At 65.6% G+C, this 20,759-nt stretch carries 19 protein-coding genes; 8 read left to right on the forward strand and 11 right to left on the reverse strand.

The features are described from left to right. Positions 1-744 precede the first annotated feature (744 nt). The gene (locus NA11_RS04460; protein ID WP_084654130.1) at positions 745-1,461 is read right to left on the reverse strand and encodes a TVP38/TMEM64 family protein; all 717 of its coding nucleotides are present in this window, start codon (positions 1,459-1,461) and stop codon (positions 745-747) included. 134 nt (positions 1,462-1,595) lie between these two features. Here NA11_RS04460 and NA11_RS04465 point away from each other — a divergent pair, with 134 nt between their 5' ends. Beyond that, positions 1,596-2,747, forward strand: coding sequence for an alpha/beta hydrolase family protein (locus NA11_RS04465; RefSeq protein WP_069160511.1), 1,152 nt, complete (start codon positions 1,596-1,598; stop codon positions 2,745-2,747). Between the two features lie 457 nt (positions 2,748-3,204). On the opposite strand, the gene NA11_RS46255 is transcribed toward NA11_RS04465, so the two are convergent. Further along, positions 3,205-3,687: an excalibur calcium-binding domain-containing protein gene (locus NA11_RS46255; RefSeq protein WP_084654132.1), complete on the reverse strand. Its 483-nt coding sequence runs from the start codon at positions 3,685-3,687 to the stop codon at positions 3,205-3,207. Positions 3,688-3,988: 301 nt separating this feature from the next. On the opposite strand from NA11_RS46255, the gene NA11_RS04470 reads away from it, so the two are divergent. Next, on the forward strand, positions 3,989-5,236 hold the full coding sequence (locus NA11_RS04470; RefSeq protein ID WP_069160461.1) for an APC family permease: 1,248 nt from the start codon (positions 3,989-3,991) through the stop codon (positions 5,234-5,236). 217 nt (positions 5,237-5,453) lie between these two features. On the opposite strand, the gene NA11_RS04475 is transcribed toward NA11_RS04470, so the two are convergent. Then, positions 5,454-6,242: an aminoglycoside adenylyltransferase domain-containing protein gene (locus NA11_RS04475; protein WP_069160462.1), complete on the reverse strand. Its 789-nt coding sequence runs from the start codon at positions 6,240-6,242 to the stop codon at positions 5,454-5,456. A gap of 120 nt (positions 6,243-6,362) precedes the next feature. Between NA11_RS04475 and NA11_RS04480 the strand changes: the two genes are divergently transcribed. Continuing rightward, on the forward strand, positions 6,363-6,995 hold the full coding sequence (locus tag NA11_RS04480) for a VOC family protein (RefSeq protein WP_069160463.1): 633 nt from the start codon (positions 6,363-6,365) through the stop codon (positions 6,993-6,995). Between the two features lie 66 nt (positions 6,996-7,061). Here the strand turns inward: NA11_RS04480 and NA11_RS04485 are convergent, their stop codons facing one another. The 5 genes from NA11_RS04485 to NA11_RS04505 form a co-directional block, all read right to left on the reverse strand. After that, the gene (locus NA11_RS04485; RefSeq protein WP_069160464.1) at positions 7,062-7,559 is read right to left on the reverse strand and encodes a carboxymuconolactone decarboxylase family protein; all 498 of its coding nucleotides are present in this window, start codon (positions 7,557-7,559) and stop codon (positions 7,062-7,064) included. Positions 7,560-7,660: 101 nt separating this feature from the next. Continuing rightward, positions 7,661-8,314, reverse strand: coding sequence for a TetR/AcrR family transcriptional regulator (locus NA11_RS04490; RefSeq protein WP_069160465.1), 654 nt, complete (start codon positions 8,312-8,314; stop codon positions 7,661-7,663). An 81-nt stretch (positions 8,315-8,395) separates the two neighbouring features. Further along, positions 8,396-9,367, reverse strand: coding sequence for an LLM class flavin-dependent oxidoreductase (locus NA11_RS04495; protein ID WP_069160466.1), 972 nt, complete (start codon positions 9,365-9,367; stop codon positions 8,396-8,398). Positions 9,368-9,558: 191 nt separating this feature from the next. Continuing rightward, complete coding sequence (locus NA11_RS04500; protein WP_245745720.1) at positions 9,559-10,032, reverse strand: nitroreductase family deazaflavin-dependent oxidoreductase; 474 nt, start codon at positions 10,030-10,032, stop codon at positions 9,559-9,561. Positions 10,033-10,147: 115 nt separating this feature from the next. Next, entirely contained in the window at positions 10,148-11,035 is an 888-nt protein-coding gene (locus NA11_RS04505) for a Sco1979 family transcriptional regulator (RefSeq protein ID WP_069160513.1), read from the reverse strand. A gap of 342 nt (positions 11,036-11,377) precedes the next feature. Between NA11_RS04505 and NA11_RS04510 the strand changes: the two genes are divergently transcribed. After that, positions 11,378-12,169, forward strand: a complete 792-nt coding sequence (locus NA11_RS04510) for an SAM-dependent methyltransferase (protein WP_069160467.1) — start codon at positions 11,378-11,380, stop codon at positions 12,167-12,169. A gap of 25 nt (positions 12,170-12,194) precedes the next feature. On the opposite strand, the gene NA11_RS04515 is transcribed toward NA11_RS04510, so the two are convergent. Continuing rightward, positions 12,195-13,574 carry an acyl-CoA dehydrogenase family protein gene (locus tag NA11_RS04515; RefSeq protein ID WP_069160468.1) on the reverse strand — a complete coding sequence of 460 codons (1,380 nt, stop codon included), beginning with the start codon at positions 13,572-13,574 and terminating at the stop codon, positions 12,195-12,197. Positions 13,575-13,722: 148 nt separating this feature from the next. On the opposite strand from NA11_RS04515, the gene NA11_RS04520 reads away from it, so the two are divergent. Together NA11_RS04520 and katG are read left to right on the forward strand one after the other, a co-directional pair. After that, positions 13,723-14,139, forward strand: coding sequence for a Fur family transcriptional regulator (locus NA11_RS04520; RefSeq protein WP_281196814.1), 417 nt, complete (start codon positions 13,723-13,725; stop codon positions 14,137-14,139). A gap of 34 nt (positions 14,140-14,173) precedes the next feature. Continuing rightward, positions 14,174-16,393, forward strand: coding sequence for a catalase/peroxidase HPI (gene katG, locus NA11_RS04525; RefSeq protein ID WP_069160470.1), 2,220 nt, complete (start codon positions 14,174-14,176; stop codon positions 16,391-16,393). 62 nt (positions 16,394-16,455) lie between these two features. Here katG and NA11_RS04530 read toward each other — a convergent pair whose 3' ends face one another. Continuing rightward, positions 16,456-17,628, reverse strand: a complete 1,173-nt coding sequence (locus NA11_RS04530; protein ID WP_084654157.1) for a GGDEF domain-containing protein — start codon at positions 17,626-17,628, stop codon at positions 16,456-16,458. A gap of 325 nt (positions 17,629-17,953) precedes the next feature. On the opposite strand from NA11_RS04530, the gene NA11_RS04535 reads away from it, so the two are divergent. Together NA11_RS04535 and NA11_RS04540 are read left to right on the forward strand one after the other, a co-directional pair. Beyond that, positions 17,954-18,328, forward strand: a complete 375-nt coding sequence (locus NA11_RS04535; RefSeq protein ID WP_069160514.1) for a VOC family protein — start codon at positions 17,954-17,956, stop codon at positions 18,326-18,328. Positions 18,329-18,593: 265 nt separating this feature from the next. Beyond that, the gene (locus NA11_RS04540) at positions 18,594-19,535 is read left to right on the forward strand and encodes an esterase/lipase family protein (RefSeq protein ID WP_069160472.1); all 942 of its coding nucleotides are present in this window, start codon (positions 18,594-18,596) and stop codon (positions 19,533-19,535) included. An 81-nt stretch (positions 19,536-19,616) separates the two neighbouring features. On the opposite strand, the gene NA11_RS04545 is transcribed toward NA11_RS04540, so the two are convergent. Continuing rightward, a complete protein-coding gene (locus tag NA11_RS04545) occupies positions 19,617-20,486 on the reverse strand; it encodes an AfsR/SARP family transcriptional regulator (RefSeq protein WP_218023244.1) in 870 nt (289 codons plus the stop codon). Between the last annotated feature and the right edge of the window lie 273 nt (positions 20,487-20,759).

Genomic DNA, 20,759 nt, shown 5'->3' on the forward strand with positions numbered 1-20,759 from the left:
GAACCCGTGAGCGACTGCGGAGGTCAGCCGGGTACGGCACACGAAGCAACCACGCTATCCAGTGCAAACCCCGTGATGTCCTGGTGCTTGGAAACCGTCGAACCCGCGGATAAACCACCACCCCAAACGCAACCCGCCCTGACCAAAGCCGCACTCGCCCAAAGCCGCGTCCGTCCGGGCCGGGTTGGTCTGACACTGCTCCGCTTTGGGCTCGGCGAAGGCAAAGCTCCTTCGGCTCTACGGGTCTCCTGACGAGTACAGCATCTCGGGGTTTGCATCCGATTAGCGTGGTGGCGTCGTCTGCCGTACCCGGCTGACCTCCGCAGTCGATCACGCGGCGTCTCGTCCCAGCCGGGTTACTTGGCTGTGCTCTCGTTTCGAGAGCTTTCAAGATCGAAGAAGTCGAATGGTTAGGCACACCAAGAAGTTTGCTGCTCATCGGTTTCCCCGGGCGCACTTGACGTACAGAACATGCACTTGACCCTGCTGCAGCATGGGTCAAGAGCGCAATTCCTACGTCAAGTCACGTCAGGTCGCGCGCGGGTCCGGGGTTCACGGCCGAAGGCTCGAATCCGTACTCGCTCTGTGGATTCGCACTGGCTCTGGGCTGCTAGAAGGGTGCGGATTCACAGAACGAGTGCGGATCTACAGGAGAGGTGCGGATCTTGGGCCGGGCGATGCTGACGGGTGGTGGGTGGGGCGACGCCGAAGGGTGGGGTCGACGGGGTGTGCGCGGCGGCGGGGTTAGTCGGCTGGATTCGGGTCGGGGGACTGTGTGGTGTGGGGGCGGGCGTCTCGCCAGGTTCGGTAGCCGCGGTGGGCGGCGAAAGCGCCGATGATTGCCACGACGCACCAGACTGCGATTGCGGTGTAGGCCAAGGGTGCTGAGAGGTCGCCGATCGATGCGCCGAGTGCGGTGTAGACGAATGCGCGTGGTGCCGATCCGATGAACGCGCCGACTGCCATCTGCCACAACGGGATTCCGAGTGCGCCGAACACGTAGGAGGCCAACGCATCCGAGATGCCTGGGACGAAGCGTTGTCCGACGACCGCCCACAGACCGCGCCGTTCGATCTGTGCGTCGATGCGCTCGGTTCGGTCGGCGCCGAGCAGTCTGCGTGCACTGTCGCGTCCGGCCTGCCGTCCGAGCAGGTTGGTGATCATCGCGGTGCCTACCGTCGCACCGAGTGTCACGAACGTCCCGAGCAGTGGTCCGAACAGTAGGCCGCTCGTCGCTGCCAGGATCGGGCCGGGGACGAAGATGGCGCCGAGGGCGGCCGACACCAGCACGTAGAGCAACGGTGCTGCCGGACCGGTCGCCGCGATGAAGCTGCGCACGCCGTCGACGTCGATCACTCGCGCGATGGCAACCAGGTAGAACATCGCGAACAGGAACACGGCGAGCAGAGCGAGCCGCGCGATGTCTCGCCGTCGGCCGCGGCGGGCGTCGTTGTCAGTCATGGTGCGCCTCATCCTGCCAGCGGCGACTTCTTACATGGTTTTGCCGTTGTCCTGTCGTCGCTGTGTGGTTCGGCGGTGAGGATCGGGATGTCGGCGACTCGCGCCGAGCAGGTTTCGGAGAGGAGCTCACCACGATGCGCATCGCCGCTGCACTCGTGCTTGCCCTGGCGACAGCACTTTCGGTGGTTGCCTGTTCATCGGGGACCACGGACGTGCCGTCATCGACCGAGTCCGCTGCGGTCGACACGAAGCCGGTGCTCAGGCCTTCAGGGCCGTCAGCGGTCGGACGCGATGTTCTGCATCTTGTGGACTCCGGTCGCACGGATCCGTGGACGCCCGGCACGCCGCGGGAGCTGATGGTCAGCATGTACTACCCGGCGCAGCGAGGTGGTGGTGCGCACGCGCCGTACGCGACCACCGCCGAAAGCCGCGCGATGCTGGTCGGATTGGGGCTCGACAAGGAGGTGCCCGCCGAAGTGCTCGCGGCGGTGCACACCAACAGTGTCGAGGGGGCGCCGCCCGTTGACGGTTCGCATCCGCTGGTTGTCCTTTCGCCGGGTTTCACCGCGCCGCGTTACACGCTCACCGCGCTGTCCGAAGAGCTCGCCAGCCGCGGCTATGTCGTTGCCGTCGTCGACCATGCCGGTGAATCGTTCGGTACCGAGTTCCCTGGCGGACGGATGTCGACCTGCGTTGCCTGTCAACGCACCGACGAGGGGGAGCCTCTCACCACCATTGTCGAGACCAGGGCTCGCGATGTGGCATTCCTGCTGGATCGGTTGACCGGTCCGCAACCGAGCTGGCCGCACGCCAAGCTCATCGACCGCACCCGGATCGGCATGGCGGGTCACTCGATCGGCGGCGCCGCCACCGCCGAGACGATGGCCACCGATCAACGCGTCCGCGCGGGACTGAACATGGACGGCACCTTCTTCGGCGACGCACCGCTGTCGGCGTTGGGCGACCGCCCGTTCCTGCTGTTCGGCACCGACGCCGACACCAGGCCCGGCGGCCACGATCCGAGCTGGGACCGAGCCTGGTCGGAACTCCCCGGCTGGAAGCGCTGGCTGACCGTGGTCGGCACCGACCACAACTCCTTCATCGACACCGTGATGCACCTGGAACAGGCTGCCACGCAGCAAGATTCGCTGTCCGGCCGACGTGCCGTCGAAATCACCCGCGCCCACGTAGCCGCCTTCTTCGACCAACACCTACGTGGAATCCACCAACCCTTGCTCGACCATCCGGACCCGGCCTACCCGGAAGTGCGTTTCAACAATCCGTGACGCACCTCCGCGCCGCCCGCCCTCAACGCAGTGGTCGGAAGAAGGCACGGACTTCTCCGACGAGCCGCTCGGCGCATTCCAGCGCGGGGAATTACCGCCGCGGTCGAGCACGGCGTATCGCTGCGGGTTGCTGCTGCGGTCGCGTCCCGGTCGAGCCGACCGCCTCAGCAGCTTTGCCACCCGCTCGAACCGAATCTCGCGAGGGCGGCCGCGGAAAGGCCTCGACCGCCACTGGACAAGTGATCACTGGAACTGGTGCAGGTGGCTTCTCGGCCGATGCCGCCACCAGTTCCCAGTATTCGGATGACCAACTGAGAGCCGCTGGATCAACCGATGCGTCAACTGCTCGGGCGCATTTTCTACGACGAACCCGGGTAGGGCGATCCTCTGTCGCTGAGCGAACTGCCTCGGTTGGGCCAGTCGACGACCAAGTGGTTTGCGACCGGGTCGGTTGTGCTTACTCGCAGGCGACTCCGTCGCCGTCGCGGTCGAGCTTCGCGCTGTAGCCTGGGTCGCCGCGGTGCAGGGGCGCTGCGCCGGCCGCGCGGGCGGCGGCACAGCTGGCGTAATAGACGCTCGGGGCGGGTTGGGCGGCGGTAGTTGTGCGAGGTGGGGGTGCGGGGGCGACTGGCTGTTGCGGCACAAATGGTTGTGGTGCAGGTGGTTGTGGCGCGGCTGGTTGTGGTGCAGGTTGTGGCGCGATCGTCTCGGCCGGTGGTGGCGGGACGGGTGGTTGTGCTGGGACTGGTGTCGTCGTCGAAGTCGGAGGGCGGGTGGTGGATGCTGGTGTGGTGGTTGTCGGTTGGGTGCGCGTGGTCAGGGTGGCTGAGGGGGTCACCTTCGGAGCGGGGGTGGTCTCGCCGCTGCATGCGGCGGATCCGAGTGACGTTGCAGCGATCAGGATTGCGGCGATTGCGTAACGTCGCGGTGAGATTGTCATTGTGTATGCCTTGGGTTCAGCCGGGTACGCGCGTTCGCGTTATGGACGATTGTTGGGCGCGTGGTGTTGGCCTGCTTCGTATCCCGCACTCGCTGTCCCCCCTGGGATGTGCCGATAGCTACGCAGACGGTGGCACGGGTGGAGCGCTCGATTTCGTTGTTGCGCTGTCGCGTTCGTTGGTGAGGCGAAGTCTATTGTGCGCCTGGTGCGGTGCGTATCCGTCGAACAACGGACGTGCTGTGCCGGGATACGAGCATCCGGCGGAACACCCTCGAGAATCGACTGCCATGAGGAACTTGTTGTGACTGAAGAGGTTTCGGCGAAACTGGCTCGTCGGCTCGGAGTCGGGGATGCGGTGGTCATCGGGCTCGGTGCGATGCTCGGGGCCGGCATCTTCGCTGCCATGGCCCCGGCCGCCCAGGCGGCGGGGTCGGGTTTGCTGGTCGGGTTGGCGATCGCCGCGGTGGTCGCCTATTGCAACGCGACGTCGTCCGCGCGGCTCGCCGCCCGATATCCCGCGTCCGGTGGAACCTACGTCTACGGGCGCGAGCGGTTGGGGCCGTTCTGGGGATATCTGGCGGGCTGGAGTTTCGTGGTTGGCAAGACGGCGTCGTGCGCGGCGATGGCGTTGACGGTTGGCGCATATCTGTGGCCCGGTCACGCCCATGCCGTGGCCGTTGCGGCGGTGGTGGGGTTGACCGCTGTGAACTACGGCGGAGTGCAGAAGTCGGCGTTGCTGACTCGCGTCATCGTCGCAGTGGTCATCGCGGTGCTTGCCGCCGTCGTTGTCGCTGCCCTGACCTCCCAGGAAATGGATGGGAGTCGACTGGAATTCGATAGTGGCATAACCGCTTTCGGCGTCCTGCAGGCCGCAGGATTCCTGTTCTTCGCCTTCGCGGGTTATGCCCGCATCGCCACCCTCGGCGAAGAAGTGCGTGATCCGGCCCGAACCATCCCGCGCGCAATCCCGTTGGCCCTTGGCATCACTCTTGTCGTGTACGCGGCAGTCGCGGTTGCGGCACTGAGCGTGCTCGGCCCGCACCGGCTCGCCGCAGCTACCGCGCCCCTGTCATCTCTCGTGCACGTCGCGGGTGTCGGATGGCTGGAACCGGTTGTCCGCGCGGGCGCCGCGATCGCCGCCCTCGGCTCGCTGCTCGCGCTGATCCTCGGCGTCTCCCGCACCACGCTGGCCATGGCTCGTGACCGGCACTTCCCACCCGCGTTGGCGGCGATACATCCTCGCTTCCAGGTTCCGCACCGCGCGGAGTTGGCTGTCGGTGCGATCGTCGCCGTCGCCGCGGCCACCGTCGACCTGCACGCGGCGATCGGCTTCTCCTCCTTCGGCGTGCTGCTCTACTACGCGATCGCGAACGCCTCGGCTTTGACCTTGTCTCGTGCCGAAAACCGGCCTGCGCGAGCGATTCCCGTCGTCGGACTGGTCGGCTGCTTGGCGCTGGGCTGCGCCCTCCCCGGATCGTCGGTGCTGACCGGGGCCGCGGTCATCGGCGTCGGTGCGGTCATCTACGCGTTCCGCGTACGCCGCCGCTAGCTTGCCGGGGATCAACCGCTCGGTTCGGCGCGCCGAGCGAATTGCGGCATTTTCTGGCCGAGGAGCAGCGGGGCCGCTCCGGCAGGGATCTCGTGAGCGCGCGCGGCGAAGTACTCGAGGACGGCCAGGGTGTGGCCGTCGCTGTACGGCTTGGTGCGCTCGACGGCGACGTCTCGCTCGATGGCGTCCCGCTGCCTTGCGCATGTCCGTCTGCGGTTTACGCTGCTTTGGCGGCGTCCGCTACGCGTTCGGCCACCCAGTTCAAGAAGGTTCGGACTTCGGCAGTCGGCAGGGGGAGTGCTGCCGAGCGCGGGCGCTCGAAGCTTTGCACGGCAGCTTCCACGAGGGAGCGGAAACCGGCCTCTGATGTTGCGATCGATTGTGCGGCTTTGCGTTTGGGAAGCCAGCGACCGGTGCGACAGAACACTGCCGAGCGGCAGCCGTTGAGTACTCGGTTGTCGTTCAGGTGGCCTTCGGCGGTGCTGTGCTCACGGACGGAGGCTGCCAGGGCGGTGAACAGGTCGTGTTGCGTTGGCGCTGTGAGGACTTGCCGGACGGGCTCGCCGGCGAGCAGACGTCCGGACTGGTAGGCGATCGAACGATCGATGACGTACCAAAAAGACTGTGCGCCAGACGAATCGAAGTCGGCGCAGGGTGGCAGCATGGGGCCGGTATTGAGATTCAGGAGGTATCCGGCGTTTCCGGAGGGGCTGGCGGTGAAATCCGAGCCGTAGACGACCAGCTCCAATCCTGCTGCGGGGCAGGGGAGCGTTGGGTGGGTCAGTGATTCGGCCAGTTCGTGTACGGCGGGTGCGGGGAGAGTCGGGTCGACCACCATTGTCACGTCGATGTCGCTGCGGCCGTGCCGGTAGTCGTCGAGCGCGATCGAGCCGACCGCGAAGATGCTGCGCAGGTGCGGTCCGCAGACGGCGGTGCTGCGCTGAACGAGTTCGTCCAGGTAGGGGCGGACCTCTTCGGGCAAGGACGGCGGGTCGGCGTGGTGCACCCGACCAGTATCTCTCGGGGTCCAGGCACGGTACGGGGGCTCCTCAGTGCTCGGCTCAGTGGACACGTTCCGTGGTCGGCACGGATGTTTCGATCCCGCGCCGAAATTAGCGTTAGCTGCATGAACATCACCACTGACACCAACACCGGCATCAACATCCACCTCGAGGTCCCCGACCCGGCCGCCGCCGAAGCCACCTACGCCGCAGCCTTCGGGCTGGGCGACAAGCTGAGCTTCCGGGCCGCACAGGAACCAGCAACGGGCTTCCGCGGGTTCATGCTCTCGCTGGTGGTCGCCCAGCCGAGCACCGTCGACAGCCTCGTCGGTTCCGCACTGGCCGTCGGCTTCACGATGTTGAAGCCCGCGAAGAAGAGCTTCTGGGGCTACGGCGCGGTCATCCAGGCACCGGACGGAACGATCTGGAAGGTCACCTCGTCGAACAAGAAGGACACCGGCCCGGCCACCCGCGAGGTCGACGATGTGGTGCTGCTGCTCGGCGTCGATGACGTCAAGGCGAGCAAGCAGTTCTATGTCGACCGCGGTCTGACCGTGGCAAAGAGCTTCGGCGGCAAGTACGTCGAGTTCGCGAGCCCGAAGTCGGCGGTCAAGCTGGCGATGTACCCGCGCAAGGCCGCCGCCAAGGATGCGGGCGTCGCCGTGGACGGCACCGGTTCGCACCAGATCGTCATCGGCGGCAATGCCGGTTCCTTCGTCGATCCGGACGGGTTCGTGTGGGAGGGCACGGTGGACTGAAATGGCAACGGGGACTGCGGGTCCGGGGTGTGCGATGAGGGCGCACCCCGGAATCGTCCGCGAGTCTCACTCTGCCGGGAACGCCTCGGTGGGCAAACCCCACGATGCCACGTTGGCCGCCACGACGGCGTAGTCGTTCGGTGGGTCGATCTCGACATCGAGGGTGCTTGCGAGTCGGTTCTGGGTCCAGAAGTAGCCGCAGAGGTGTATCGCCTCGACGATTTCGGCGTCGGAAAGATGGTGGCGCACAGCGGCAAAGGCTTGCTCATCGATGCGCGGGCTTTTCACTACGGCAGTGGCGAACTGGACCAGTGATCGGTCGTAATCGTCGAGGATGTCGAGGTTTTCCGATTGGATCGCCGCGCGTTGCTCGGCGGTCACGCCGAACGACGCCGACGTCGTTTCGTGTTGGCGCCACTCGTATACGGCGTCCATTGCGTGACAGGTCGCCAAGATCACCAGCTCGCGGGAGCGCGTCGGCAAGATGGTTGCGGTGAACAGTGCGACCCCGAGCCTGATCCACGGCTGGATCGTCCCTTGCGAATGCATCAGCATGCTGAGCATGTGGTGCTCCGGTACGTCCGTGGGAATGGGTACAGCCCGAACTGATTTCGGACGTTCGGGGTAGGGAATCCGCGCCATGGTGTGCTCTTTTCTTCCCGGGTTTACTCCGTGGACCCGAATCGGGTCGAGATGTCGGCTAAGTAGTTGCGTAGCAATGCCTTTACTTCGGTGATGAGTTGGGGGTCGCCCGCCGGATCCAGTCGGAAGGCCGCCAAGACGATCGCATCGACAGCCAGCACTGCCGCGTGGCACGCGGCCGTCAATCCCGCTGCCTCGACGGCGATGCCTTGGGCGAGCACGATCTGCCGGACGTTGTCGGCGATGGCCTGGATATAAGCCCGGTCCGCTTGGATCAGTTCCTCGGAAAGACGGGCGTCGACCAGGATCGCGAGTAGTGCGGGCCTGCCGCGGAACTGGTGCACGAACAGGTCGACCAGCACGTCGGCAGGATCGGCCCACCTCTGCTCGCCTGCTTGCTGGACGAGCTCGCCGAGGGTGTTGTCGAACTGGAGCAGGAAGCGCTCGGCCAGCGCGCCCAGGATCGCTTCCTTGTCCGGAAAGTACCGGTACATCGCGCCGACCGACATGCCGACCTCGGCGGCGACCCTGGTCGTGGTGACCGCCGAGACGCCCGCCTCGGCCAGCAGTCGCTCGGCGGCATCCAGCACCGCGCCGATCCGTGCGTGACTGCGCGCCTGCTGGGGTGCGACGCGGAGCCTGCTGGTGGTGGAAGCACCGCTGATGCGGTCGGTCATGGCACCTCCGAGGAGAATACGAAACCGAATTCGGATTCGCATTTGAAGATAGCAGACGGCTATCGCTGGCGTCCAGCGATGCTATGAAACGAGGGAATAGACCCGCGTGAGGGCGGCCGCTCGCTCGGCCGGATCGGTCACCGCGTTCATCACCATCAGCTCGTCCGGACGGGTCGCGCCGACGATGTCGGTCAACCTGCGCCGCACTGTTTCCGGGCTGCCGACCGCCTGTGCCTGTTGGCGTGCGTCGGCCGCGGCGCGTTCGTCCGCGGTCCACGAGTAGGCCGCCGCCTCGGCAGGAGAAGGGAAACCCTCCGTGGGCCAGCCCTTCATCCGAATAAACGACAGCTGGGCCGGGTCGGCCAACCAGCGCGCCTCGGCATCGTCCTCGGCGCAGACCACGTGCACCGACACCATGGTGTACGGCGCGCCGAGTAGGCCGGAGGGGCGAAACTCCTTCCGGTACAACTCCATTGACTCCGCCGCCAGCTGCGGTTTGAGGTGATGCGCGAACGCATACCGCAGTCCGCATTCGGCGGCCAATCGTGCGCTGTCCAAACCGGAACCGAGCAGCCACAGCTCGACATCGCTGCCCTGTCCAGGCACCGCGGTCACCGCAGCGGAGCCAACGGTCAAATAGCGCAGCAGTTCTCGCAGTTCGTCGCCGAACACGCTGTCCGGCGGTCGCCGTAATGCCTCGGCCGCAACCGCATTGGTGCCGGGCGCCCGGCCGATGCCGAGATCCACCCGGTTCGGGTAGTACGCGGACAGGGTGCCGAACTGCTCGGCGACCACCAGCGGTGCGTGATTGGGCAGCATCACCCCACCCGAACCGAGCCGGATCCGCGTTGTCGCCGCGCCGAGCACCCCCAGGATCACGGCCGGAGCCGCCGTCGCGATATTGGGCGAATTATGGTGCTCGGCAACCCAAAACCGCTGACAGCCGAGCTGATCGGCATGCAAAGCGAGCTTCAGCGTCGCCTGCAACGCCTCGCTCGGCGACCGCCCCTCCTCGATCGGCCCGATGTCGAGCACCGAGATCGGCAGCTTCATCGGCCGTCTCGGTCGTCGATCGCGCGACCCGCACCCGGACTCGGAACCAGCACCTTCCTCACCCGACCGACACTATCCCCGCCCCGCGACCCGCCGCCACCACGAATGGAAAGCCTCGGCATCCAGCAGCCCTGATCCGCAACGCCTGGCATCGGCGAGGATTCATCCTCGGCTGATGACTGATCGAGTGCTCAGCGCGGGTCGAGGATCATGATGGGGATTTTGCGGTCTTTGGCGAGGTGTTGGTAGAAGTCGTAGTCGGGGAAGAACGCGACGAATTCGGGCCAGAGTTGAGCTCGCTCGGCGTCGGTTGCGACGCGTGCTCGGACCGGGCGGGTTTCTTGGCCGATTCGAATTGTGGTGTCCGGGTTGGCTTTCAGGTTGTGGAACCAGGCGGGGTGGGTTGGCTGGCCTGCTTTCGAGGCCACTACCGCAACGAAATTGTCGCCGGCGTAGTACATCAGCGGCGAGGTGCGCCGGAGTCCGCTCTTGGCTCCGACGTGATCCAGCAGCAGAATCTTTGCCTTCGGCGATCCGGGGAGATGGCCGCCGATTTTGCCATTGGACCGCCGATACAGGGCCGCATGGACTTTCGCCGAACGCTTGCCCATGTAGATCCCGTGTTTGTTGGCGAACCGCGAGGCCGACGAAATGATCCGCGTCACCAAGGAATCTCCGCCCCGCCCAGTTTCGTTCGTGCCCGCACCGTTTCGCATAGGACCTCCCCATCCTCGATCTACTACAACTGATAGTAGGCAGCGCTCTGCTGGCTGGCAATGGTCAGAGGGCGGCCGCGGCTTCGTGCAGGAGGCTGTTGGTTTCGGCGGGTGGCGCGGCTTGCACAGCGAGCTGGTCCATGACTTCGTGGTACCGGCCGACCTCGTCGCGACGGTCGAGGTAGATGGCGCTGGCGAGTTGTTCCATATAGACGATGTCGGGCAGCTCGCGTTCGGCGAAACGGAGCATCGTGAACGAACTGCCCGCGGCGGGATGCCCGCCGGTGCGATAGGGCAGGACTTGGATCGTCACATTCGGGCGGTCCGTCATGCGCGTCAGATGCTCGATCTGCGCGCGCAGCACGGCGATGCTGCCGATCGGGCGGTGCAAGACCGCCTCATCGAGCACGGCCCACAGCTTCGGGGGTGCAGGCCGATCCAGGATTTCCTGGCGCTTTCTGCGCAATTCGACCCGGCGGACCGAGTCGGGACTCTTGTGCCTGACCGCGACGACCGCGCGGGTGTAGTCCTCGGTTTGCAGTAGCCCCGGAACGAGTTGTCCCTCAAAGGTTCTGATCGTGTGCGCAGCGCCTTCGAGGCCGATGTAGGTTTCGAACCAGTGCGGCAGCAGGTCGTTGTAGCGATGCCACCAGCCGGGTTCGTTGGCCTTGCGTGCCAATTCGAGGAACATCTCGCGCTGGTCGGAGTCGGTGACGCCGTAGAGGGTCAGCAGATCGCGCACGTCGCGGTCTTTGAAGCCGTGTCGTCCGAGCTCGAGACGACTGATCTTGGCGTGCGAGCTGCGAATGTGTTCGCCCGCATCGTCGCGGGTGATGCCCGCCGCCTCGCGGAGTCTGCGGAGTTGGCCGCCGACGGCGATCCGTAGCGCGGTCGGACCTCGGTCGGCCACGGTCGGATCGACCCCTTTGATCCGAACCGGTTGTGCGACCACGAGTTTTCCTGTTCCGAACGTGATGACAGCGAGTGCGAGGGCGGCCACGACGTCGGCGGGCACACCGCTCCTCTTAAATGCTAGCGCTCGAACACGGGTGAGGAAATGAGCTCGCCGCGTGGACGCCGGACGCCGAGGTGCCCGAGTCGCATTGCTGCGTGCGCAAGATTTCGTCCCGACAGCGAGCGAACGCCGCGGCCGAGGCGCCGAGTACTGCAACATCTTCGAGTGTCCCCATCTCCGACGGAATGTCTAGTACCGTCACATCCGCACCAGCAGTTGTGGGTTCAACTCCCCACTCAGGCGCGCAACGCGTCACTCGAACCGATATAGGAGTTGACAATGTCGAACGACCGGTTGATTCGCACCGACATTCCCCATTCCGCGCGGATCTGGAACTTCTGGATGGGCGGCAAGGACAACTACGACGTCGATCGTGCCGTCGGCGAGGCGAGCCTGGACATCGATCCCGATATCGCGACGATGGCGGTGCAATCGCGCGAGTTCCTCATTCGCGCGGTGCGTTACCTGGCGCGCGAAGCCGGGATGCGCCAGTTCCTCGACATCGGCACCGGGTTGCCGACGATGCAGAACACCCACGAGGTCGCCCAGGCGGAGGCGCCTGCCGCGAAAATCGTCTACGTGGACAACGATCCGCTTGTGCTGACCCACGCGCGCGCGTTGTTGAACAACACCACCAGCCAAGGCGTCACCACCTATATCGATGCCGACTTCCACGTTCCCGAACAGATCGTGTCCGACGCGCACAACATCCTGGACTTCACCCAGCCGATCGCGGTGATGTTCATGGGTGTGCTCGGGCATGCTCGCAGTTACGAGGACATGCTGCGCATCGTGCGCACGGTCGTCGATTCGGTTCCTTCGGGCAGCTATTTGGTGCTGTGGGACGGCACCACCGAAAGCGAACCGTATGTGACGTTGTGCGCGGAGTATGCGAAATCCGGTGGCGTGCCCTACGTTCCACGCACCGGTGACGAGATCCGCGCCGCCTTCGACGGTCTCGAATTCGTCGAACCCGGATTCGTCTCCATCACCGAATGGCGTCCCGAGGTCAACGACGTCGGCGATACCAGGCCGATCTCTGCCCGTGGGGGAGTCGCTCGTAAACCCTGACGGGTAGCCATGTTCCGGGCCGAGCTCAGCGTGGCGGGCGAAGCATCCGCATCGCGACCTTCAAGATCGGTCCAGGCACGTGGTCGCGCAAGCCGAGCGCCGCCGCCGCGGCTCTGGTGCGCACCTCGGTGCCGCGGCCGAACGCCTTGCTGAGCGGCCCGCCCGACGGTTCGAGATCGACGTGCAGCGGCGGCCTGCCGTCGGCCGCGCCGAGCGCATGCGCGATCACGATGCGCTGGATCTCGCTTGTCCCCTCGAAGATGGTGTACAGCTTCGCATCTCGGTACCATTCCTCCACCGGATGGTCGCTGATGTAGCCCCAGCCGCCCATCGTCTGGATCGCGCGTTCGGTGGCTTTCACCGCGACCTGGCTGGCCGCCAGCTTCGACATCGACCCTTCGCCGCGCTCGAAGGGCACGCCGTTGGCCGCCATCCAGGAGGCCCGCCAGGTCAGCAGCCGCGCGGCGTCGATCTCGGTGGCCAGGTCGGCGATCGGGAAGGCGATGCCCTGATTGTCGATGATCGGTGCGCCGAAGGCCTCCCGCCGGTTCGCGTAGGCCGTCATGTATTCCAGTGCGGCCCTGGCAATTCCGAGCGCTTGCGCGGCGACCATCGGGCGGGTCTGCTCGAATGTGCCCAGCGTCACCGAGCCGGCGCGGCCGCCGCTACGCACTGCTTCACGTCGCTTGGCAAGCGTGTGCTCGAGCTTCTCGATCCCGCCGAGCAGATTCTCCGCGGGCACCCGCACGCCGGTGAACCGCAATTCCGCGGTATGCGATGCGCGACAACCCATCTTGTCGAGCTTGCGCACCAATTCCAATCCCGGTGTGCCGCCCGGCACCACGAACAGTGCCTGGCCGCGGTGCCCGAGCTCCGCATCCACCACCGCGTTGACGACGTGCACATTCGCGATGCCGCCGTTGCCGATCCACATCTTGTGGCCGTCGATGACCCAGTCGTCGCCGTCGCGCACCGCCCTGGTGCGCAGGTTGCGGACATCGCTGCCGCCCTCGGGCTCCGAGATGGCGAGCGCCGCGAGCTTCAGATCCCCAGGCGTGCCGAAACATTCGGGCGCCCACCGCAGCATCTGCTCGGGGGTGGCGGCCTGGCCGATCGCCGAAAGGGCAAGTGCGGGCATCACAATCGCCAATCCGATGCCCGCACAGCCCCAGAACAACTCCTCCATGAACATCGGCAGCGACAGCCCGGTCGGGTCGCCGATGAGGTCGCGGTAGAACAGCGGGCTGTAGAAGCCACGCTCGGCGGCCGCTTCGAGCAGCGGCCACGGGAACTCCTGGGCCCGGTCGTAGTGGGCGGCCGCGGGCCTGATGCAGTCCTCGGCGAATTCGTGCGCACGCTTGGCCAGGTCGTGCTGCGCCGCCGTCGGTGTCAGGTCGAAACTCACGACTTGGCGATACCCAGCCTCGGGCCGTGCACACGGCGCAGATCGGATCGATCGCGGCAGAATCGGCCAGGGACCCAGCAAATGCTTGACTGGTTCCAGAAACCGGACAAGACTTCCGAGCGTGCCAACGGACACGGAATTCCAGCAGATGCTGCGGGGAGTTTCGCTGCGCGTGACGGCGCCGCGGGTCGCGGTGCTCAGCGCAGTGCACGATGATCCGCACGCCGACACGGATTCGATCATCCGCGCCGTGCGCGCCCGCCTGGCGGCGGTCTCCCACCAGGCCGTGTACGACTCCTTGCACACGCTCACCGCCGCAGGCCTGCTCCGCTGCATCCAGCCGTCCGGCTCGGTCGCGCGGTACGAATCGCGCGTCGGCGACAACCATCACCACGTCGTCTGCCGCGGGTGCGGCGTGATCGCCGACGTCGACTGCGCCGTCGGCGCGGCCCCGTGTCTGACCGCGTCGAACGACCACGGTTTCTCGATCGACGAGGCCGAGGTCATCTACTGGGGTCTGTGCCCCGCATGCACCGCGGCACCGGCCGCCCCCGCACGTCCCTGACCACAGCCCGCACCACCCATCAGGAAGGAACGTCGTGACCACCGACAGCCGCCCACCCACTCCTGACAGCGCGACACGCAGCGAGAGTGAGAACCCGGCAATCCCGTCGCCGACGCCGAAGACCGACCATCGCCCGCGCACCAACAAGGATTGGTGGCCGGAACAGATCGACGTCTCGGTGCTGCACGCGCACTCGTCCAAGAGCAACCCGCTCGGCGAAGACTTCGACTACGCTGCCGAATTCCGCAAGCTCGACGTCGACGCGCTGAAGGCGGATGTCGCTGCGGTACTGACCAATTCGCAGGACTGGTGGCCCGCCGACTACGGCAACTACGGCGGCCTGTTCATCAGGATGAGCTGGCACGCGGCAGGCACCTACCGCATCGCGGACGGCCGTGGCGGCGGCGGTCAGGGCGCGCAGCGCTTCGCACCACTCAACAGCTGGCCAGACAACGCCAACCTGGACAAGGCGCGTCGGCTGCTGTGGCCGGTGAAGCAGAAGTACGGCAACGCCGTCTCCTGGGCCGACCTGCTGGTGTTCGCCGGCAACGTTGCGCTCGAATCGATGGGGTTCCAGACCTTCGGCTTCGGCTTCGGCCGCCCCGACATCTGGGAGGCGGAGGAGATCTTCTGGGGGTCGGAGGACACCTGGCTCGGCGACGAACGCTACAGCGGCGAGCGTGAGCTGTCGGGTCCGCTCGGCGCGGTCCAAATGGGCCTGATCTACGTGAATCCGGAAGGGCCGAACGGCCGCCCTGATCCGGTGGCCGCCGCGCGGGACATCCGAGAGACGTTCGGGCGCATGGCCATGAACGACGAGGAGACCGCCGCGCTGATCGTCGGTGGGCACAGCTTCGGCAAGACCCACGGTGCAGGCGATGCCGACCTGGTCGGCGCCGAACCCGAAGCCGCTCCGCTCGAGCAGCAGGGCCTCGGCTGGAAGAGCGGGTACGGCACTGGCAAGGGCAAGGACGCCATCACCAGTGGTCTGGAGGTCGTCTGGACGTCGACACCGACCAAGTGGGGCAACGGTTTTCTGCAGAACCTGTACGGCTACGAGTGGGAGCTGACCAAGAGCCCCGCCGGCGCGCATCAGTGGAAGCCGAAAGACGGTGCGGGCGAAGGCACTATCCCCGATCCGTTCGACGGGCCCGCGCGGACGCCGACCATGCTGACCACGGACCTCGCGCTGCGCGAAGACCCGATCTACCGAGAGATCACCAGTCGTTGGCTGGAGCATCCCGAGGAGCTGTCCGAGGCGTTCGCGAAGGCTTGGTACAAGCTGCTGCACCGCGACATGGGGCCGATCACCCGGTATCTCGGTCCGTGGGTGCCGGAACCGCAGCTGTGGCAGGACCCGGTTCCCGACGTCGACCACGACCTCATCGGTGCGCCGGAGATCGCGGAGCTCAAGAGCAAGGTGCTCGAGTCGGGACTGTCGGTGGCGCAACTGGTCAAGACCGCGTGGGCGTCGGCGGCGAGCTTCCGCAGCACCGACAAGCGTGGCGGCGCCAACGGCGCTCGGCTTCGCCTCGAACCCCAAAAGAGCTGGGAGGTCAACGAACCCGCCGAGCTGGCCAAGGTGCTGCCCGTGCTCGAGCAGATTCAGCAGAACTTCAACGGCGCAGGCGGCAAGAAGGTGTCGCTGGCCGATCTGATCGTCCTCGCCGGGTCGGCGGCGATCGAGAAGGCGGCCAAGGACGCGGGCCACGACGTCACGGTGCCGTTCGCGCCCGGCCGCACCGATGCCTCGCAGGAGAGCACGGACGTGGAGTCGTTCGCGGTGCTCGAGCCGCGCGCCGACGGGTTCCGCAACTACGTGCGGGTCGGGGAGAAGACGCCGCTGGAGCGGTTGCTGCTCGAACGGGCATACCAGCTCGACGTGACGGCGCCGGAGCTGACCGTGCTGATCGGCGGCTTGCGCGCACTCGGCGCCAACTACAACGGCACCGAGCACGGTGTATTCACCGACCGGCCAGGCACTTTGACGAATGACTTCTTTGTCAACCTGCTCGACCAGAACATCGAGTGGAAGGCGTCCGCGTCGGCGGAGAACGTCTACGAGGGTGTCGACTCGAAGTCGGGCAAGACGGTACGGACGGCGACGGCCAACGATCTGCTCTTCGGGTCGCACTCGGTGCTGCGTGCGGTGGCTGAGGTGTATGCCCAGCAGGACGCGGGGGCGAGGTTCGTGAAGGACTTCGTCGCCGCGTGGGTCAAGGTGGTCGAGAACGACAGGTTCGACCTCGCCTGAGCGGGACTGAATTCCAGGCTGGCCCTTCGGGGTCGGCCTGGATTTGTTTGGGGGACTTGGGTTTACCGGTTCCGAGCGGGCTCCGTTTGCGGTGCCGTCCCTGCTCGGAATCCACTGACCGATCCTGTGTCGATCGTCAAGCCTGGCGCGACAACAGCGTTGCCGCCCAACTGTTTCGCCTGAAACATGGCGGCGTCGGAGCGGCAGAACACGGTGCGATACGACAATCCGGTGCGTGGTTTCCTGGCGGATTCCGCGACCGCGGCGCCGACGCTGGCGGTGACCGTGGTCGGCAGGCCTGGCATTGTCGCGATGGCGTGGCGCAGCCGCTCCGCCGTGACCGAAATGGACTGGCCGCGTAGATAACCCACCACCGTGAACTCATCACCGCCGGTGCGTGCGATGACCGCGCCCGGCAGTGCGGCGGCGCGCAGGCTCTCGGCCGTCCGCAGCAGCACCTCGTCGCCGACGGCGTGGCCGAAGGTGGCGTTGACGGAGGTGAACTGATCCAGATCGACCGCGACGACATAGGCGTCGCGGCGGCTGTCGGGGCCGAAGAAGCGCCGCAGCTGGCAATCGAGGCCGCGTCGGTTCGGCAGCGTGGTCAACGGATCCGAGAGCGAATCCAGCCGCAGCAGCCAGTGGCAGAAGTGCACCATGGGGAGCGCGAGGCCCGCTGCGACGACCCCGACCAGAACCACCGCTACTCCGAGGGCGAAGTCGCCTTTGCCGAGTTCAGTGTTCGCGGGCGTGCCGAGGACCATCAGGACCGATACCACCGTGATCGACAGCAGTGTCCAGCCGGTGTTGAGTGCCAGAATCCGCGGACCGTGGAAGATCGTCACGTATCCGCCGGTCGACAGCATCAGGATGATGCCGAGCACGCCGAGCAGGCGGTTCTGGACCACGACGGCGTTGGCGGCGATGCCGACATCGAGGAGCACGATCCACATCAGCGACTCGGCTTCCCGAGGCCACGGCAACAACCACCAGCGCAGCGCGAACAGGCCTGCGAGCACGGCCCCGATCCCGCACAGTGCGTGACCGACCGGGCCTGTCGCACCGGCCTGCGTCGACGCAGTCAGCATCGCGATCGCCACCATGACGATCCCGCCCGCGCCGATCGCGACCTTCAATGGGCCGAGCGCCGAATGGGATTCGAGCGTCTCGACAACCCAGTCATAGTCGACCGAGTCGCGCCACCACGTCTGAAGCATTGCGCGGGTGTTGGTCATCAGGATACCGCCTTCGTGCTGTTGCGGCACAATAACCGAATGGAAATATTCTCGGCAAGATGTCGGGGAAAATCGACGTCGACGGTGGTAGGTAGCCTGGTCCTGTAGTTCGCTTGAAGTTCGCGTGCTGAGGCGGGCCTAGAGCAGTTCGACCTCGTCGAAACCGACGGTCAGGCTGTGTCGCCGCTCCCGCAGCCAGAGTAATTCAACTCCCAGACCTCCGCCCGCAGGTCCAGAGTGGCTGCGGCGCCTGGCATCCGACGGTGTGGTATCGATGGAGATGCGGCATCGGCGCGAGGTCGGGGCCAACGGTTCGGGGGGCGATATGACTGCGATAGCCAAGTTCGGAGCAATTGCGCTCGACAGCGCGGATCCGCGCGGTCTCGGGAAGTTCTACCGAGCGCTGCTGGATTTCGAGGTCCGGTACGAGTCCGACGACCTGGTTGTGCTGCAGGGTGGCGGGGTGCTGCTGACGGTCGAGCGAGTGGAGGACCACAAACGACCGGACTGGCCCGGTAACGAGGTCCCCAAGCAGATGCACCTCGATCTCTTCGTCACCGACCTCGACAGCGCGGAGCAGGCGGCGATCGACTGCGGTGCGATCAAGGCGGACTTCCAACCTGCTCCCGATCGCTGGCGGGTGCTGATCGACCCGTCCGGGCACCCCTTCTGTCTCACGATTCCGGCCGGCGCGGCCTGACCGTATCTTCTGGATCCATAGAAGGGTTGCTGCTCAACCGATTTCGATGGTGTGTCAAGTGTTGTGGTGCGCCAAGGGGATTGGGTGGGGTGGGTGGAGTTCGGCTGTTCGACTGGGGATTTGGGCATATTGCCCAGTTGCTTTGTGAATTCTAACGTTTTCGGTGTACGTGACAGTTTTCAAGCGGCTTTGGTTTATCCCCTATCGCGAATCCGCGGCCGGATCGCGTGCTCCGGATTCGTGCACTGTCGTGCCAGGAGTAACAATGAAATCTTCTCTCACCACCCGTACCCGGATTCGTACATTCATGACGGCCGCGTTGGCGGCGGTCGCGCTGGCCTCGGGTGGTACTTCGCTATCACCGGGTCTCGCCGCGGCCGCCGACAACTCTGTCATCGTCACCACGCAAGAGGCGGAAAAGAACCACGGGTTGCCGCCGAGGGGCGCGAACAACTGGAAGTGCAAACCGAGCCGCGCCCACCCCAACCCGGTGGTGCTCGTGCACGGTGCCAGCGCGAACATGTTCGTGAACTGGGTGAAGATCTCCCCGATGCTGGCTGACAAGGGCTACTGCGTCTTCGCACTGACCTACGGCGTGCCGGACGGGACGCCCTTCCCGCTCAACCAGATCGGTGGCCGCAACGTCATGGAGCGCAGCGCGGTGGAGTTGGGCGCGTTCATCGACAAGGTCCTCGCCGCGACCAAAGCGACCAAGGTCGACATAGTCGGGCATTCCGAGGGCAGTTTGATGCCCAACCACTACGTCAAATTCCTCGGTGGCGCAGCGAAAGTCGACAAGTACGTCGCCATGACCCCGCTGTGGGACGGCTCCAAGGTGTTCGGTGCCGATGTTCTGTACAAGCTGGCCAGGCAATTCGGGCTCGGCCCGGTGATCGACAGGATCTCGGGTGAAGTCTTCGCGTCCGCGCCGCAGTTCCTGCACGGCTCCGACTTCCTGAACAAACTCAACGCGGGTGGCGTCGCCGTGCCTGGCATCACCTACACCAACATCATGACCCGCTACGACGAGGCCGTCATTCCTTACACCAGCGGTGTCATGAACGCCCCCAACGCAACCAACATCGTCGTGCAGGACCTGTGCCCGAAAGATCTCTCCGAACACGGACTGATGGCCATCGACCCGGTGACCGCCAAGGTCATCGTCAACGCCCTCGATCCGGCGCACGCCAAGCCGGTCACCTGCTGACCACACCGCCGAAAGCCGCTCCGAGCGAGCGGCTTTCGCCGTGCGAACGCGACGGCGACGCCAGCTCGGGCCGACGAACGGTCAGTGCCTGGCGATCCCGAATTGCGAGCCCTTCAGTACCACCTCGGGGCAATCGAGGGCCGGGTGTTGGGTGAGGATGTCTTCGTAGAGGCGCAGCAGGGCTTTGCCGGGCTCGACGCCGAGTTCCTCGTCCAGATGCTTGCGCGTGCAGTGGAACAGCCGGAGCGCGTCGGACTGCCGGTCGGTGCGGTAGAGCGCGAGCATGAGCAATGCGCAGAGGCGCTCGCGGGTCGGGTGGGTGGCGACGAGGCGCCGCAATTCCGTTGCGGCCTGGCGATTGTCGCCGAGCAGCAGGTGGGCGCTGGTCAGATCCTCCCAGGCGAGCAGGCGCCGTTCCTCCAGGAATGCGGCGGCGCCCCGGCATCGTTCGCCGGTGTGGGTGTTGAGCAGTGCCGGGCCGCGCCACAGGTCGAGCCCCTGCCGCAGTAGTCGCGCGGCCTCCGCGGGATCGTGCGACAACGCGGTCGCGCCGCGCGCGGTGAGATCCAGGAACCGATTGCTGTCGACCAGTTCGTGCGGAATGTCGAGTATGTACCCGTTGTACACCGCACGCAGGGCGCAACATTGATCGGTCTGCAGTATGGATCGCTCGAAGGTCCTTCGTATCCGCGTGGCATGCGCTTGCAGTGCGTTGCGTGGATTCTTGAGGGATTCTCCTGGCCACAGTTCTTGGACCAGCTCGTCATAATAGACAATTCGCCCGGCATCGAGTGCGAGGGTGGCGAGCATCGATCGAATTTTCCCGGCCCGAAGTTCGGTGCGTATCCCGTCGGCGACTACCGAAACAGAGCCGAGGAGGTCGACTCTTACCGTACTCGCATCGATGGTGGAACCGACCTGGGCGTTATCGGCTTGCTTGCTGTCGATCATTGTTGATACACCGTCCGTGCTGTGAGCCCCGATCAGTTCATAAGGAAGCCAGATCTAGACGGCGCTGCTGGCGGACAACACCTGGCAAACAGTATTGCATGTCACAGTTGAGTCTCAAACGGTTGAACTTCGCATGTGACGCGTTCCATAACCAAACCACTTAAGTGGTGTGCATCATACCAGATGGAAGTATCTTGCTTCGGATCCGTCGTCATGGCGCCGCCTGCAACTACCTGGTCAGATGCTCAGTTTCGGGATCAGGGCAGGTCGGCA

The sequence above is a fragment of the Nocardia altamirensis NBRC 108246 genome (assembly GCF_001612685.1).
Taxonomy (GTDB): Bacteria; Actinomycetota; Actinomycetes; order Mycobacteriales; family Mycobacteriaceae; genus Nocardia; species Nocardia altamirensis.